This window comes from Mycobacterium angelicum (genome assembly GCF_002086155.1).
In the GTDB taxonomy this organism is placed as follows: domain Bacteria; phylum Actinomycetota; class Actinomycetes; order Mycobacteriales; family Mycobacteriaceae; genus Mycobacterium; species Mycobacterium angelicum.
On record NZ_MVHE01000004.1, the window covers coordinates 70673 to 84878 of the forward strand.

At 64.3% G+C, this 14206-nt stretch carries 15 protein-coding genes, 4 tRNA genes and 2 pseudogenes; 8 read left to right on the top strand and 13 right to left on the bottom strand.

Going from position 1 to position 14206, the window contains the following annotated elements; translation table 11 throughout:
- Positions 1-6 precede the first annotated feature (6 nt).
- The gene (locus BST12_RS04215) at positions 7-1020 is read left to right on the top strand and encodes a methyltransferase (RefSeq protein ID WP_170062047.1); all 1014 of its coding nucleotides are present in this window, start codon (positions 7-9) and stop codon (positions 1018-1020) included.
- Positions 1021-1024: 4 nt separating this feature from the next.
- On the opposite strand, the gene phoU is transcribed toward BST12_RS04215, so the two are convergent.
- From phoU to BST12_RS04240, 5 genes are all read right to left on the bottom strand, one after another.
- Positions 1025-1693: a phosphate signaling complex protein PhoU gene (phoU, locus tag BST12_RS04220; protein WP_083111758.1), complete on the bottom strand. Its 669-nt coding sequence runs from the start codon at positions 1691-1693 to the stop codon at positions 1025-1027.
- A gap of 56 nt (positions 1694-1749) precedes the next feature.
- Positions 1750-3882 (bottom strand): LCP family protein, encoded by a 2133-nt coding sequence (locus tag BST12_RS04225; protein ID WP_083111759.1) that lies wholly within the window; start codon positions 3880-3882, stop codon positions 1750-1752.
- A 150-nt stretch (positions 3883-4032) separates the two neighbouring features.
- Positions 4033-5166, bottom strand: coding sequence for a tRNA dihydrouridine synthase DusB (gene dusB / locus BST12_RS04230; protein ID WP_083111760.1), 1134 nt, complete (start codon positions 5164-5166; stop codon positions 4033-4035).
- Positions 5167-5173: 7 nt separating this feature from the next.
- A complete protein-coding gene (locus BST12_RS04235; RefSeq protein ID WP_083111761.1) occupies positions 5174-6190 on the bottom strand; it encodes an acyl-ACP desaturase in 1017 nt (338 codons plus the stop codon).
- A 151-nt stretch (positions 6191-6341) separates the two neighbouring features.
- Positions 6342-6971, bottom strand: coding sequence for a TetR/AcrR family transcriptional regulator (locus BST12_RS04240; RefSeq protein WP_083111762.1), 630 nt, complete (start codon positions 6969-6971; stop codon positions 6342-6344).
- Between the two features lie 71 nt (positions 6972-7042).
- Between BST12_RS04240 and BST12_RS04245 the strand changes: the two genes are divergently transcribed.
- Complete coding sequence (locus BST12_RS04245) at positions 7043-8044, top strand: oxygenase MpaB family protein (protein WP_083111763.1); 1002 nt, start codon at positions 7043-7045, stop codon at positions 8042-8044.
- Between the two features lie 4 nt (positions 8045-8048).
- On the opposite strand, the gene BST12_RS04250 is transcribed toward BST12_RS04245, so the two are convergent.
- Genes BST12_RS04250 through BST12_RS04260 form a run of 3 tightly spaced genes read right to left on the bottom strand, consistent with a single transcriptional unit; the run spans position 8049 to position 9211 of the window.
- Positions 8049-8252: a zinc transporter Slc39a7 gene (locus BST12_RS04250; protein WP_083111915.1), complete on the bottom strand. Its 204-nt coding sequence runs from the start codon at positions 8250-8252 to the stop codon at positions 8049-8051.
- Positions 8253-8291: 39 nt separating this feature from the next.
- Entirely contained in the window at positions 8292-8663 is a 372-nt protein-coding gene (locus tag BST12_RS04255; protein WP_083111764.1) for an ArsR/SmtB family transcription factor, read from the bottom strand.
- Positions 8664-8713: 50 nt separating this feature from the next.
- On the bottom strand, positions 8714-9211 hold the full coding sequence (locus tag BST12_RS04260) for a nucleoside deaminase (RefSeq protein ID WP_083111765.1): 498 nt from the start codon (positions 9209-9211) through the stop codon (positions 8714-8716).
- A gap of 82 nt (positions 9212-9293) precedes the next feature.
- On the opposite strand from BST12_RS04260, the gene BST12_RS04265 reads away from it, so the two are divergent.
- Positions 9294-10199, top strand: coding sequence for a class I SAM-dependent methyltransferase (locus tag BST12_RS04265; protein WP_083111766.1), 906 nt, complete (start codon positions 9294-9296; stop codon positions 10197-10199).
- 16 nt (positions 10200-10215) lie between these two features.
- Here the strand turns inward: BST12_RS04265 and BST12_RS04270 are convergent, their stop codons facing one another.
- Both BST12_RS04270 and BST12_RS04275 read right to left on the bottom strand, forming a co-directional pair.
- Positions 10216-11025, bottom strand: a complete 810-nt coding sequence (locus BST12_RS04270; protein WP_083111767.1) for a TIGR04255 family protein — start codon at positions 11023-11025, stop codon at positions 10216-10218.
- Between the two features lie 79 nt (positions 11026-11104).
- A tRNA-Lys gene (locus tag BST12_RS04275) sits at positions 11105-11177 on the bottom strand.
- Between the two features lie 124 nt (positions 11178-11301).
- Between BST12_RS04275 and BST12_RS04280 the strand changes: the two genes are divergently transcribed.
- The 3 genes from BST12_RS04280 to BST12_RS04290 all read left to right on the top strand — a co-directional run bounded on the left by BST12_RS04280 (position 11302) and on the right by BST12_RS04290 (position 11582).
- Positions 11302-11374: transfer RNA gene (locus tag BST12_RS04280), tRNA-Glu, on the top strand.
- A 31-nt stretch (positions 11375-11405) separates the two neighbouring features.
- Positions 11406-11479, top strand: a tRNA-Asp gene (locus tag BST12_RS04285).
- 29 nt (positions 11480-11508) lie between these two features.
- Positions 11509-11582, top strand: a tRNA-Phe gene (locus tag BST12_RS04290).
- 40 nt (positions 11583-11622) lie between these two features.
- Here the strand turns inward: BST12_RS04290 and BST12_RS04295 are convergent.
- Positions 11623-11830, bottom strand: a pseudogene (locus tag BST12_RS04295) (site-specific integrase); the annotation flags it as partial.
- Between BST12_RS04295 and BST12_RS04300 the strand changes: the two are divergent.
- Positions 11831-12043 (top strand): annotated as a pseudogene (locus BST12_RS04300) (NUDIX hydrolase); the annotation flags it as partial.
- A gap of 241 nt (positions 12044-12284) precedes the next feature.
- The gene (locus BST12_RS30580) at positions 12285-12548 is read left to right on the top strand and encodes a hypothetical protein (protein WP_139801483.1); all 264 of its coding nucleotides are present in this window, start codon (positions 12285-12287) and stop codon (positions 12546-12548) included.
- A 159-nt stretch (positions 12549-12707) separates the two neighbouring features.
- Here BST12_RS30580 and BST12_RS04310 read toward each other — a convergent pair whose 3' ends face one another.
- Positions 12708-13298 (bottom strand): PIN domain-containing protein, encoded by a 591-nt coding sequence (locus tag BST12_RS04310; protein WP_083111768.1) that lies wholly within the window; start codon positions 13296-13298, stop codon positions 12708-12710.
- 30 nt (positions 13299-13328) lie between these two features.
- The gene (locus tag BST12_RS04315) at positions 13329-13829 is read right to left on the bottom strand and encodes a helix-turn-helix domain-containing protein (RefSeq protein WP_083111769.1); all 501 of its coding nucleotides are present in this window, start codon (positions 13827-13829) and stop codon (positions 13329-13331) included.
- Between the last annotated feature and the right edge of the window lie 377 nt (positions 13830-14206).

The following is a 14206-nucleotide window of genomic DNA, read 5'->3' on the forward strand; positions in this document are numbered from 1 at the left end:
GCGGCCATGGATAGCGCGGTGTCACCGGCCGTAGGCGTGCTCGACCTGCTGGCCGGCAAGTGGGTGTCGCAGGCCATCTCGGTGTCCGCCGAACTGGGCGTCGCCGACGAGCTTGGCGCCGGACCCAGATCGGTGGAAGATCTTGCGGCCGCCTGCGGTGCGCATCCCGACTCGCTCTACCGACTGCTGCGGGCGCTGGCCAGCGTCGGCGTCTTCGCCGAGGACGACGGGGGCCGGTTCGCCAACACGCCGCTGTCGGATGCGTTGCGCGCCGACGCCCCGGGGTCGATGCGATCCATGGCGATGATGTTCGGTGGCCGCCCCACCTGGGATGCGTGGGGCGAATTCCGCAGCAGCGTCCGCACCGGCGAGTGCGCATTCAAATCCGTACACGGGGCGTACGCATTCGACTACATGAAGGAGCACCCGCAGTTCGGCCGGATATTCGGCGAAGCGATGACCGCCTTCTCTGCCCAGGAAGTCGATGCCGTGCATGCCGCTTTCGACTTCTCGGGTGTGCCGACCCTCGTCGACATCGCGGGCGGCCACGGTGCGTTTCTGCTCAGCTCACTGGAGAAGAATCCGGAGCAGCGCGGAGTCCTGTTCGACCAGCCCGAAGTGATCGAGCTGGCCCGCGCCGACGTCGCCGGCTCCTCCGCGGCCGCACGCTGCGAGCTGATGGCGGGCGACTTCTTCACCGAGGTTCCGGCCGGCGACGGCTACGTGCTCAAGCACATCCTGCACGACTGGAACGACGACCTGGCCACCAGGATCCTGGCCACCATCCACCGCGCGGCCAATCCGGGTGCCAGGGTTTTCGTCATCGACGCGGTGATCGAGCACGGCAACAGTCCCGGCTTCGCCAAACTGCTCGACCTCGAGATGCTCGTCTTGTTCAACGGAGGCCGCGAGCGCACCCGCTCGGCGATGGAAAAACTCTTTGCAGCAGCCGGCTTCCGGCTGCTGCGCGTGGTGCCCACGCATTCGCTCATGCACGTGATCGAAGCCGAGCGGCTGTAATCGGCTACTGCGGGGCTTGCGACGCCTCGTCCTCGGGGAATTTGCCGGTCGCCTGGAAGATCACCCGGCGAGCGACTTCGACGGCGTGATCGGCGAACCGCTCATAGAAGCGGCCCAGCAACGTCACGTCGACGGCGGAGGCCACCCCGTACTTCCATTCCCGGTCCATCAGCACACTGAACAGGTGCCGGTGCAGGTCGTCCATCGCGTCGTCTTCTTCGCGGATCCGCGCGGCTTTCTCGGGATCGCGGGACAACACCACCTCTTGCGCACTGGAACCCAATTCGACTGCGACTCTGCCCATTTCGGCAAAGTATCCATTGACCTCTTCGGGCAGCGCGTGCAGCGGGTGGCGCCGGCGGGCGATCTTGGCGACGTGCAGGGCCAGCGCTCCCATTCGGTCGATGTCGGCCACCATCTGGATGGCGCTCACGATCGACCTCAGGTCGCCGGCGACCGGTGCCTGTAAGGCCAGCAGTACGAAGGCATTCTCTTCGGCGCGGGTGCTCAGCGTCGCGATCTTTTCGTGGTCGGAGATCACTTGTTCGGCCAGCACCAGATCGGCCTGCAACAGGGCCTGCGTGGCCCGCTCCATGGCTATCCCGGCCAGCCCGCACATCTCGCCGAGCAGCTCGGACAGGTCCGAGAGTTGCTCATGGTAGGCGGTCCGCATGGGTAAAGCCTACGTTCTCCATCCGGGAAACGCGCTGAGGCACTGTCCCAAAGCGGCTATTCGCAGGTGGTGTCTGCGGCGTTGGTGACGGTCAGGTCTTCGGGAAGCCTGGTCGGCGTCGCGGTCGAATTGCGGCTGATCTGCAGGCTTACCGAGGAGCCGCTGGGCGGGGGAGTGGTCACCGAGCTGAAGTCCGGGCCGAGGACGACCTGAATTACCTTGCCAATTCCGGTAACCCGCTCGACCCTCGAATTGCCCAGCGCCGCAGCCACGGTCGCGGCGGCCTGCTCGTTGCCCGCCGAGAAGCGCACCGTTGTCGTCTTCAGCGAATTCGGGTAGTCGTCGGGCGCCATCACGTTGAAGCCGTTGTGTTTGAGCTGACTGGCGGCGGTGGCGGCCAGGCCAGCGGTGCTGGTTCCGTTGGAGACCTGCACCGTTACCTCTTGCGGCGAGGTGGTCATCATCTGCTCGCTGTGCGACTCGTTAGCCGGACTCGTTTCCGGTGCCTTCTTGGTGGTCGGCGCGGTGGTCGGGCCGGTAGTGGGCGAGCTGCCCAGCGTCTGGGCGTTGTGATCGTTTTCCAGCGGTAGCGGGTCGTCGTTGATGATCGCGGTGAAAAGCGCCTTCACGTCGGCGGTGCGCGGCGGCTCGTCGCCGTTCTGATCGGTCACGCCCGTTGGCACGGTGACGAACGTGACGTGCCCGGCCGCCATGTGCTGCAACGACTGACCCAGCTCAACCAGGTCTTTGGTCTTCACGTTATCGACGTAGCTGTTGCCGATGAATATGTTGACGACGTTGTTCAGCTTGTTGAGGTTGAGCAGCGTGTCCGCGGAGATCAGGGAACGCAGCAGCGAGGACAGGAACAACTGCTGGCGTTTGATCCGGCCGTAGTCGCCGTTGCTCTCGGTGGTGACCTGACGGGCACGCACGTAATTCAGCGCGGTCGTCCCGTCGATTCGCTGGCGTCCGGCGTGGGCAAGCACCGTGCCGAGTTCGTAGTCGCGCAGCGCGGTGGTGCTGCACACCTCGACGCCGCCGAGCGCTTCGACCATTCGGGCGAACCCGACGAAGTCCACGGCGATGAACCGGTTGATGCTCAGGCCTGACAGCTTCTGGATGACCTTGACCAGACACTTCGGACCGCCGAAGGAGAACGCCGAGTTGAGCTTGGTCTCGGTGTAGACCATGCGCGGGCCCATTTTTCCGCTCTTCTGGTCATAGATGGGTCCGTACTTGCCGGTCTCGGGGTTCCACGCCTCGCACTGGATCGGGTTGATCGCCAGGTCACGCGGGAATGAGACGGCTACCACCCGTTGGCGGTTGGCCGGAATGTTCACCAGCATCACGGTGTCCGAGCGGGCGCCGCCGGCGTCTTCGGTGTCGCCGGCACCGATGTTGGCGTTCTCCCCAAGACGCGAATCCATCCCGACGATCAGGAAGTTCTCGTCGCCGTACTGACCATTGGGATCGACGATGTCGCCGGAGCTGGGGTCGAGTGCGCTGACGGTGTTGAGTCGGCTGTTCTTCGACGCGCTCCATTGCCATGCGCCACCGGTCAGGGACAACGCCAGCACGGCAACCAGTGCCGCCAGCGAACGACCGGCCAGCAGCACCCGGCGCCGGCGCGGTTTCGGTTTCGACTCGCGGTTCTTGGGGCCTTTGCCTGCGCCGTCGGACCCACCGCCGCGAGCCGACAGGGCCTTGCTGGCCTGCTCGGCATCAGCGCGGTCGGCTTCGTCATCGGGATAGTTGGCCGCCGCGAGATCGGGAATCTCGGAAAACAGCTCAAAAGAGTAGGCCGGGATCGGGATGACCTGGGTGTCCTGCTGCCCGTCGGCGTCGTCGGGCTCCGGGTCTGGCTCAACGTCCGCGGCAACCCGATGGTGAGTGGGTTGCTGGGGAACAGTAGCGCCGAGTTTGGCGATCAGTTCGGCAACGCTGACGCCCCCGCCGATGTGAGATCCGGTGCTTGAGGTGTCCTCAGGTTCTTCGGGTTGCTCGGCCGCAGCCGATGGCTCCGATGGCGGAGCCGACCATCGGCAAAGATCATCGTGGACCGGCGCGGAGAAACGCTCCCACGGCGCGGCGCCTGGCATTGCTTCCTGGTTTGCGGTATGCCATTCAGCATCACTGCCGGTACGGGCGTGCCGGCGGCCAGGAGTGGCGTCTTTATCGCCGTCACTCATGTCCTACCGGCCTCCGAACTTTGATGCGGATGTCAGTGGTGCTGCGCACAAACGTCAACGCAGCGCTACCTGACCAGCGCTGCGCGCATGCCGTAAGGCACACATCGTACTGATTTATCGGCCAAGACGCGATTTCAGGAGCATCTCGGTTCAACCACCAGAATGCATGATGTCGGCGCCTTCGGGCACTTGGCAATCCTCGGGGTCGTTGAGCCAGCCGTCCGGCAAGGCCACTCGCGCCGGTGACCCCTGGCGGCCGCGCGGGCCGGCGGCGGCATCCGGGAACGGCACCGCCGCGTCCAACCGATCCAGCAGACCGTCCAGCTCGTCGAGCGTCTTGACCAGGGCCAATGCTCGCCGCAGATCGGATCCGGCCGGGAAGCCGTGCAGATACCAGGCGATGTGCTTGCGGATATCGCGCATGCCCTTGTCTTCGCCGAAGTGCTCGGTCAGCAACGCCCCGTGCCGGCGGACGATGTCGGCCACCTCGCCCAGCGTCGGCGGGGTCGGTGCCGGGCTGCCGGTGAAGGCCGCCGACAACTCGGCGAACAACCACGGCCGCCCCAGGCAGCCACGACCGATGACCACGCCGTCGCAGCCGGTGGTCGCCATCATGGCCAGCGCGTCGCTGGCGTCGTAGATGTCGCCGTTGCCAAGTACGGGAATCGTCTGGACATGCGCTTTGAGCTGGCTGATCTGGTCCCAGTCGGCGGTGCCGGAATAGCGTTGCGCTGCCGTACGGGCGTGTAGCGCGACCGCGGCGGCACCTTCGGCTTCGGCGATGCGGCCGGCATCCAGATGCGTGTGGTGCTCGTCGTCGATGCCGATCCGGAATTTGACGGTCACCGGTATGTCGGTGCCCTCGGTGGCGCGTACCGCGGCGGCGACGATCTGGCCGAACAGCCGCCGCTTGAACGGCAACGCCGCTCCGCCGCCGCGCTTGGTCACCTTGGGCACCGGGCAGCCGAAGTTCATGTCGATGTGATCGGCCAGGCCTTCGTCGGCGATCATCCGGGCCGCCGCGTAGGTGGTCTCCGGGTCGACGGTGTAAAGCTGCAGCGAGCGGGGCGTCTCGTCCGGCGCGAACGTCGTCATGTGCATGGTGACCGGGTTGCGCTCGACGAGCGCGCGTGCGGTCACCATTTCGCAGACGTACAGCCCGCTGACCGTGCCGACCTTCGATTGCTCTAGTTCACGACATAACGTCCGGAACGCGACGTTCGTCACACCGGCCATCGGGGCCAGCACAACCGGGCTGGCGAGCTCGATTGGGCCGATGCGCAACGGTCAACTACCGCCCGCTCATCTTCAGCGTGCCCTTGGTGGAGAGCACCTTACGCGCGGTGATCTTCTCGGACCGGCGGGCCTCGCGCTCGAGATAGCGCTGCTTGGTGACTTCGAACTTGTCGCAGGCGCGCTCGAGTTCCTGGATGTGCTCGCCGATTTCGTCGCGCATCCGGGCGCCCTCACCGGTGAAGTCCTCGCGCTCGAGGATCCGCCACTTCTTCAGCACCGGCATCACCACCTCGTCGAGGTGGATCCGGATGTCGTACACGCCGCCGACGGCGATCATGACGGCCTTGCGCCGGAACTCCGGCACCAGGAATCCGGGCATCTGGAAGTTGAGCAGGATCTTGTGCAGCGCCGTCATTGCGAGGTTGGGGGCCAAGTCGATGCCGGCCTCGCTGACGTCGCGGTAGAAGATCATGTGCAAGTTCTCGTCGTTGGAGATCTTGGCGAGCAACTGGTCGGCGATGGTCTCGTTGCAGGCCCTGCCGGTGTTGCGGTGCGAGACGCGGGTGGCAAGTTCCTGGAACGTGACGTAGAGAATCGAGTCGAACAGGGTGTCGGCGAAGAGCCCGCCCTGGTGGTTCTGGCCGGGGCTGAAACCGCGGTTGACCACCTCGAGACGAAGCTTCTCCAGCTCCACCGGGTCAACGGCGCGGGTGACAACCAGGTAGTCGCGCAGCGCGATGCCGTGCCGGTTCTCCTCGGCGGTCCAGCGGTTGACCCACTGTCCCCAGGCGCCGTCCATGCCCATGGTCATGGCGATCTCGCGGTGGTATGACGGCAGGTTGTCCTCGGTGACCAGGTTCTGCACCATCGCGACCTGGGCGACGTCGGAGAGCTGGGTCTGCTCGGGATCCCAGTCCTGGCCGCCCAGCGCATAGAAGTTCTTCCCGTCCGACCACGGGATGTAGTCGTGCGGGTTCCAGTTCTTGTGCATCTTCTCGTGCCGGTTCATGTACTTCTCGACGACCGGCTCGAGTTCGTGCAGCAGCTGTAGGTCGGTCAGCTCGGCTGACATGGGCCCTCCAGTTATCTGTATCTGTTGGTAGCAGTCAATATATCTGTGTCTGCCAGTAGCATCAAGTTTCACCGCGGTGTGGCGCATCACGATATAGACCAACCGGCGAACGCAGCTAATGGTTGACTTCCCGGATCTGCCGGGGTTTTAACTAGCGAGCGGCGGTCGAGTTCTCGCCGGGCTCACGCTGGGGCACATAGGTAGCCGCGGTGCTGAGCAACATGTCGACGCAGTAGTCGATGAATTGGGTGCGGCTGGCGCCCAGCTGGCCGTTCAGATACGCGGTAAACAGGCCGGTCAGGGCGCCTATCAAGCTGGTGGCGACCAGCTTCTGCAGAACGGGATCAACGATCCGCGACAGCTTGCGCTGCAGCAACTCGATGAAGTTGGGCATCCAGTCCGCGCCGGACCGCGTCAGGACCGGTTCTACCGCGGGGGCCAGCAATAGGACGCGGCCGCGGACCGGGTCGTCGACCATCAGCGCAACGAATTGCTCGACGGCTTGCCGCGGGGTCTTCGCGGACATCAGGGTCGTCATCGCTCGCGTGCATACGTCGTCATAGACCGCGCGCACGAATTGGTCGCGGTCGGCGAAGCTTTCGTAGAAGTAGCGCTCGGTCAATGCCGCCTTGCGACAGACTGCGCGAACTGTGAGCGCTGGTCCGTCCCGCTCGCCGAGCAATTCCACTCCGGCGGCAATGAGGTCGTCGCGTCGCAATGCGTGGCGATCCTCGATGGGAACGCCCGACCAGCGGCCGCCCCGTCTTTGACCGGTCTGCACTTCCCTCCTAGACTCTAAAAGTGACAACATACGTAGTCAGATTTGACGCTGACGCCAGGGGAAAAACAACAGTGACTCAAGATACGTCGGCGCAATGCCCACTGACCAGCACCGAAGTGGCCGCAGGTTGTCCGGTGTCGCCGCTGGGTTACGACGCGCCGCCGATGCCCCTCGGCCCGGATTCCCTGACGTGGAAATACTTCGGCGACTGGCGGGGCATGCTGCAGGGTCCCTGGGCGGGATCCATGCAGAACATGCATCCGCAGCTGGGCGCGGCCGTTGAAGAGCACTCGACCTTCTTCCGGGAGCGCTGGCCGCGGTTGATGCGGTCGTTGTATCCGATCGCGGGAGTGGTTTTCGACGGCGACTGCGCGCCAGCCACCGGCTCCGAGGTGCGCGATTACCACGTCGACATCAAAGGCGTCGACGGGCAGGGCCGTCGCTACCACGCGCTGAACCCGGACGTCTTCTACTGGGCGCACGCCACATTCTTCGTGGGCACCATCCATGTGGCCGAGCGATTCTGCGGCGGACTGACCGAGGCGCAGAAGCGCCAGCTGTTCGACGAACACGTCGCCTGGTATCGGATGTATGGGATGAGCATGCGTCCGGTGCCGGCGTCCTGGGAGGAATTCCAGCTGTACTGGGACCACATGTGCCGCAATGTGCTGGAGACAAATTATGCGGCCCGGGCCGTGCTCGACCTCACCGAGCTACCCAAACCGCCATTCGCGCAACAGCTTCCGGACTTTTTGTGGGCCGCGCAGCGAAAGTTGTTGGCGCCGTTCTTCGTCTGGGTCACCGTGGGCCTCTATGATCCGCCGGTGCGCGAGCTGATGGGCTATCGGTGGTCGCGTCGCGACGAGTGGTTGCACCGCCGCTTCGGTGACGTCGTGCGTGGGGTGTTCGCGCTCGTCCCGCGGCGCTACCGCAAGCACCCGCGGGCACGTGCCGGCTGGGATCGCGCGAGGGGGCGCATCCCGGCCGACACGCCGCTGGTTCAGACGCCGGCGCGCAACCTGCCGCCGCTGGACGAGCGCGACAACCCCATGCATTACTGCCCGAAGGTGTAGACCCTCACCCGTGGGTGTGGCTGTGTGCCTCTTCGAGGCCGGGCTGGTGCACGTGCTGATGGGTGTGCTCGGTGCCGTCCTCGTGTGAATGCGGGTGTTCGTGTGCGACGTGCTCGTGCTCGTGGCTGGTGTGGGCGTGGCTGTGAGCGACCTCGCCGTGGTGGTGCTCGTGGGCGTGTGGCGTGTCGTGGGTGTGGGTACCGCTCATCGATATCATCTCCTTCAATTGTGTTGCGATTATTGACAATCAGGGTTTGTTGACGGCGTGCAATCCACCTTCGCCGCGGTGGTGGCGGGGCACCTCGGGACCGGCGTGCTCGGCATTGCATACGGCGTCGGTAACCAATTGGCGTACGTGCTCGTTTTCCAGGCTGTAGAAGATCGTGGTTCCGTCCCGGCGGGTGCGCACCAGGCGCGCCATCCGCAGCTTCGCCAGGTGCTGGGAGACCGACGGGGCCGGCTTGCCTACGTGCTCGGCTAGTTCGTTGACCGACATCTCGTGGTCGGTCAACGACCACAGCACCTGCACGCGAGTGGCATCGGCGAGCATCCGGAACACCTCGACCACCAGGCTGACCTGGTCGTCGGGTAAGCGGGTTGCTCTGTTATCTGCATGCATACGCAAATAGTAGCGCAATAACGATGACGTGTCAGATCGCGCCGGTTGGGCTATGGCAGTGGTGTGCTTGCCGTACGCTGCCCGCCGTTGCGTTCTTGCCAGAAGCGGTAGACGTCCACGGCTTCCTCTCGCGGGTCATAGCGCATGGGCAGGCGACGGTCCTGCCAGTCCTTGGCGAACTCGTCGTAGAAGGTGTCCAGCTCGAAGTACTTGCGGTCATCGACGTAGTGCCGCGCATAAGCATCGCGCGACGTCAGGAAGACCACCTCGTCTGGCGAGCAGTAGTAGAGCGAGCCCAGACACATGGGGCACGGATGAGCCAGCACATAGAAAGTTGTGCCGACCAGATGCTCGGTGCCCAGCTTGGTGCACGCCTCCCGAATGGCGAGGATTTCGGCATGCGCGGTCGGGTCGTTGGTTTGCGCAACCTTGTTGGCGCTTTCGGCAAGGATTTGGCCGTCCTTGACGATGACGGTCGCGAACGGGCGGCCGCCCTCGGCGACATTCTGGCGGGCGAGTTCGATGGCGCGCTGCGCGAAGTCGGTCACGGTTGGCAACGGTAGCGACAGGCGAGTCTGTGATATTAACTAGATTGTCTATATTTTTCTGATTAGGGGATGAGGGAGCTGCATGGTGCGCACGGATCGTGATCGCTGGGATCTCGCGACGAGTGTCGGAGCGACGGCGACGATGGTCGCCGCGCAGCGCGCACTGGCCGCCGATCCGGAATATGCCTTCATCGATGACCCGTTCGCCGCGCCACTGGTGCGCGCGGTGGGGATGGACGTCTATACCCGCTTGGTCAACGGACAGATTCCGGTCGACGAGGATTCCGAGTTCGATCCCGAGCGAATGGCGCGCGGAATGGCTTGCCGCACCAGGTTTTACGACCAATTCTTCCTCGGCGCGACTGCCCACGGGATCCGTCAGGTGGTCATCTTGGCCTCCGGTTTGGACGCGCGCGCATATCGGCTGCCGTGGCCGGCGGGCACCGTCGTCTACGAGGTGGACATGCCGGAGGTGATCGAGTTCAAAACCTCGACACTGCGCGCATTGGGCGCCGAACCCACCACCGAGCGGCGCACCGTCGCCATCGATTTGCGCGACGACTGGGCCGCGGCATTGCAGACGGCCGGGTTTGACCCGACGCTTCCGGCGGCGTGGAGCGCCGAAGGGCTGCTCGTCTACCTGCCCGACGACGCGCAGGACGCACTGTTCGACAACATCACCGCCCTAAGCGCCCCCGGCAGCCGGCTGGCCTTCGAATTCGTGCCGGACACAGCGATTTTCGCGGACGAGCGGTGGCGCTCGCATCACGACCGGATGAGTGAACTCGGGTTCGAGGTCGACTTCAACGTTCTCGTCTACCACGGCACCCGCAGTCACATCGTCGACTACTTGAGCCGCGGTGGCTGGCAGACCGCGTCGCACACGGTCAAGGAGCTGCACCAGGCGAACGGCTTTGCATACCCCGAGGACGAACTTGCGACCGCGTTTTCGGACCTGACCTACAGCAGCGCGGTGCTCGGGACTTAGCTCCCGTCCGCGGCGCTCACTGGCGCATCAACTCGTCTTTCAGGCGGCTGGTGATCATGTCCTGGAACACGACGCGCGCCGGTCCGTACAAGTCCTGGAACGTCGAAACCAGCGCGTCCCTGTTGTACTCGGGGATGGACCCGCTGGGCGGAGTCCAGAAGCTGTCGATGTCCATCAGAAAGAACGGTCCGGTTTGCGCGGGCGTGGTGCGGCGCAGGTGGTAGCTCGGGTCCAGGGCCTGCCCCACGCCCGGGCCATAGCGCACGATGAGCGACTTTCCGGGCTGTGCCTCGCGGTACACGGCGGCGCCCTGCCATTCGGTCAGGAACAGGCCGCCGGGAGTGAGGCGCTGCGGCCCCAGCAATTGCTCGTCGATCCAGTTGCTCCACTCGATACGGCCGTCGACACCGGCCGGCACCCGGATTTCCAGCACGTAACGCAGACCGATGCGCTCCACTCCGACGATTGACGAGACCTGGGCACGCGCGTCGGCGACTCGCAGCACAATGTCGGTGAAGGCCTCGAAGCTGCTGTACGCGCTGGTCTCGATGACGATCGCTTGATTCTTCAGCGACGCGGCGACGGTGTTGTCGCGGTTGACGTAGCGAACGAAACGATCCGCGACCGGCTGCGGCGCCGCGCCCGGCGCCGTCACGCCCCAGCTGACGTCCTGCGCCTGGCGTTCGATCGGCAAGTCGTTGATGAGCAGCTGTTTGAGCTCCCGGCTCGCCGATTCGGTGAGGGCATCCGTTGCCGGGTGACGGATTTCCATGGTCACCAGGGCGACGGGCGCGTTGGGCTGGACTCCATTTGTGTCGGGAAGCATGCCGCGAGCATAGCCAAGCGGTGTGACGTGCTTAACGCGGCCTACTCGGCCGCCGGAGGGGGTTTCGGGGCCGGTTTTGTGCCCCCAGTAGGACTCGAACCTACGACCTGCGGATTAAAAGTCCGTAGCTCTACCAACTGAGCTATAGGGGCGCGGAGACTCAGGATACTGGGTTGCCACGGGCGCCTCGTTTGAGGATTAGGCCCGGCGTGACCTAAGCTGACGTGGCTCCCAATGATCACCATGTTGCGAGTGCCCCGGAGAGATTCGGTTCTGGCCCCCTTCGTCTAGCGGCCTAGGACGCCGCCCTTTCAAGGCGGTAGCGCGGGTTCGAATCCCGTAGGGGGTACTTGTTACGCGGAATCGCGGAGCAGCAGCAAGGCCCTGTGGCGCAGTTGGTTAGCGCGCCGCCCTGTCACGGCGGAGGTCGCGGGTTCGAGTCCCGTCAGGGTCGCCGATACGGCGAGGCACACGTTGCCTTCCGGCCAGGTAGCTCAGTCGGTACGAGCGTCCGCCTGAAAAGCGGAAGGTCGACGGTTCGATCCCGTCCCTGGCCACTGCGTTGAACTGCATAGACACGGGTCCTGCACTCGGTTGTCAGTTTGACTCGTCCGGTTCTTGTCCGGTCTTCGGTGTGTGAATCTCGGTCGCGTGGAGCTGATCGAGGTTCGTTGCGACCTGGTCCAGGTCGTCGGCGTAGAGGTCGCTGTAGATGTTTGCGGTCACGGTCGTTCGTGGAGTGGCCCATGGTTTTCTGGACCTATCTGAGGTCCGCGCCCGATTTGCTGGCGAGGCTGGCGTAGGAAACGTGATTCACGGAATTGTCGCCCTGGTGTACCGTTGTCGGCCGGCTGCTGGTGAGCCCCATACAACCGACGAGTCCCGTGAAATCCGTTGAATGACAAAGGAAGAAGCGCAATCGGCCATGGTGCCGGCATTTGGCGTGCGTGTGTTGGATGCCTTCGAGGAAGCGCCTCAGTCGCGGGCGCATGATGGAGTCGATCTCATTACCCGTTGACCTCTTTCTGTTTGCGTGTGAGTTCAGATTCCACGGCACCAGGACACGCACCTCACGCCACATTCGCCGATGCTCTATAACGCCGATTCCCTATCCTGGAGACGGGATTCAGTGTTGCGACGCGCCGAGGGGTTCCCCGGGTCTGTTGTCACTCCGCTGTGCGACTCTGGCGACTGCGACGATTGCGCTCCCGGAGGGCCAGCCCAACCGCCGTTTCATGCGGTACGTGCGCCCTCCTAACATGGACGACGACAAGCACCTACCTCTTTACCCGCTGAGGCCTGCCACTCGGCCGCTGTGTCTCGGGATCGACGTCACTACCGTCCCCGAACCACCCGCCGGAACCTTCTCCACGTTCCTCGGCCGAGACGACCTCGACATCCAGCTGCTGGTGCCCGAGTGCACCCAAGGTCCCGAAGCGTGGGCGCGGGTCCTCGACGATCCGATCGTCCGGCAGATCGGATTCACCACCGTCGAGGAGGCACCCTTCGGCGCGTACTGCTGAAACGACTTCTTAAACCGTCGAGGTGGCACTTCAGCTCCAGGCTGTGTGAACCCGTCCGTATCGCCGTCGTCCTCAACCTCGCGGTCGATCGAGAATCTGAACTGTCGACCCCGCAGTGTGCCGCTTTCGTCCTCGTATGCGCTGCGCACCGACACCCTGTCACCGGGTGTCTTCCGCCAGCGGCGGGAGCATGATCTCGGCGACCTCGGTCATGTTGTGCCGTGTCACCAGCAGTTCGAGAATCTGTTCCGGGGTCTGCGGCGGGTTGGTCCGCCGATTCGACATCTCTCGCAACGCACGCACTCCCGCATGCGGGTGCGCTGACACTGTGTTGACGGCGAACTGATGTGGGTGCACGGTCTCGATATCGGCTTGCACGAGCACGTGCGCTGTGCTGAACCCAGCCCGGCGATCGTCGGTGACGATGGCGTCGGCTTTGCCGATGATCGCGGCGTGGGCGACGTGGCCGTCATCGGGATCGTTGAGCCCGTAGTAGTACTCCCGGTCTTTGGGGGCTCGGACTTCTGCGCCCGGAAACGCCTGCTTCAGCTGATCGAAAAGGTGCTGACGGCGACTGGCGCTATCAGTGATTCCGCGCCTGTCGTGCAAGCCGGCGAGGACATAGTCCAGCTCGAAGAGGATCCCAGACCCCCAAACAGGCGCGTAGGCCTCCCCGGTGGCCAGCTGCAACAGGAAGTCGCGCTGAAGGCTCGGCACAAGGGCGCAGGTGTCGAGGACAGCGCGATACACGTGGGCGAGTCTTTCAGACGCCGCCGACGGTCAACGCTTGCGTTTCGCCTCGGCGAGTAACTCGGCGACCTCGTCGGCGTCGGCATCCGCGAACTCCGCCGAGCTCTCGGTAATGAACCGGTTGCGCCGGGCGCGAAGTTCCTCGCGGTAGGCAAGAACATCGGCAAGCCGCAGCTTGCGACGCACAGCGCCGGGCACGTGCGCGTGCAACTCGCCGTCCTCGATCAGGCGAACTACCGTGGGGCGGCTCAGGCCGAGGATCTCGGCGGCCTGCTGGGTGGAGATTTCTCGATCGCGAGCCAAGATACTTATGGACTGGCCGTGGCTGAGGGCGTGGGCGACACGCTTGAGGACTTCGTAAAGCTGCTCGGTCAGTTCGACGCGGTCGTGTTCGCTCGCACCGGACAGGAAGAACGCAGGCTTAGGAGTCCCGTGACGGGCCTCGTGCGCCTCGATGAAGCTGAGGACATCGGCAAGCCCATTGGCATCGGCCGGAACCGGGTTAACAATCTCCGCGGAGGCGGTGCTCATGGGTCTCCCTTCCTTTCGCCTCATCGCTGGAACTCGACTAATCGTAGCAGAGTTGCGAAAGTTACGAAAGTGATCGGGTTGAACTATGCGAGCACTGTGGCGCCGGCGGTTCGGCCATGCGGTCCTTCTATGGGGCGATATGGGGCCATATGGAGCCGCACGAGCTGGTCGCTGTTTGACGGAAGGTCAGCGGTTCGATCCCGAACATTAGGGCTTTGCCTTCGCTGATACTGAATTTGTCCGCCAATAAGCGTTGCCCAGTACAGGGCCCAGCGCGTCACCGGCGATGGCGGCAATCTCGGCCTCGATCGCAGTCTCGCACGCGTATACCTCTGGGCGGGTGTGCCGGAATCTGTCGGTGGAAATCCTTAAGCTTG

What these genes read in the sequence shown, in the direction of transcription:
- BST12_RS04215 (WP_170062047.1), top strand. Translation starts at nt 7, where the DNA reads ATGGATAGCGCGGTGTCACCGGCCGTAGGCGTGCTCGACCTGCTGGCC.
- phoU (WP_083111758.1), bottom strand. Translation starts at nt 1,693, where the DNA reads ATGCGGACCGCCTACCATGAGCAACTCTCGGACCTGTCCGAGCTGCTC.
- BST12_RS04225 (WP_083111759.1), bottom strand. Translation starts at nt 3,882, where the DNA reads ATGAGTGACGGCGATAAAGACGCCACTCCTGGCCGCCGGCACGCCCGT.
- BST12_RS04235 (WP_083111761.1), bottom strand. Translation starts at nt 6,190, where the DNA reads ATGTCAGCCGAGCTGACCGACCTACAGCTGCTGCACGAACTCGAGCCG.
- BST12_RS04250 (WP_083111915.1), bottom strand. Translation starts at nt 8,252, where the DNA reads ATGAGCGGTACCCACACCCACGACACGCCACACGCCCACGAGCACCAC.
- BST12_RS04255 (WP_083111764.1), bottom strand. Translation starts at nt 8,663, where the DNA reads ATGCATGCAGATAACAGAGCAACCCGCTTACCCGACGACCAGGTCAGC.
- BST12_RS04265 (WP_083111766.1), top strand. Translation starts at nt 9,294, where the DNA reads ATGGTGCGCACGGATCGTGATCGCTGGGATCTCGCGACGAGTGTCGGA.
- BST12_RS04270 (WP_083111767.1), bottom strand. Translation starts at nt 11,025, where the DNA reads ATGCTTCCCGACACAAATGGAGTCCAGCCCAACGCGCCCGTCGCCCTG.
- BST12_RS30580 (WP_139801483.1), top strand. Translation starts at nt 12,285, where the DNA reads ATGGACGACGACAAGCACCTACCTCTTTACCCGCTGAGGCCTGCCACT.
- BST12_RS04315 (WP_083111769.1), bottom strand. Translation starts at nt 13,829, where the DNA reads ATGAGCACCGCCTCCGCGGAGATTGTTAACCCGGTTCCGGCCGATGCC.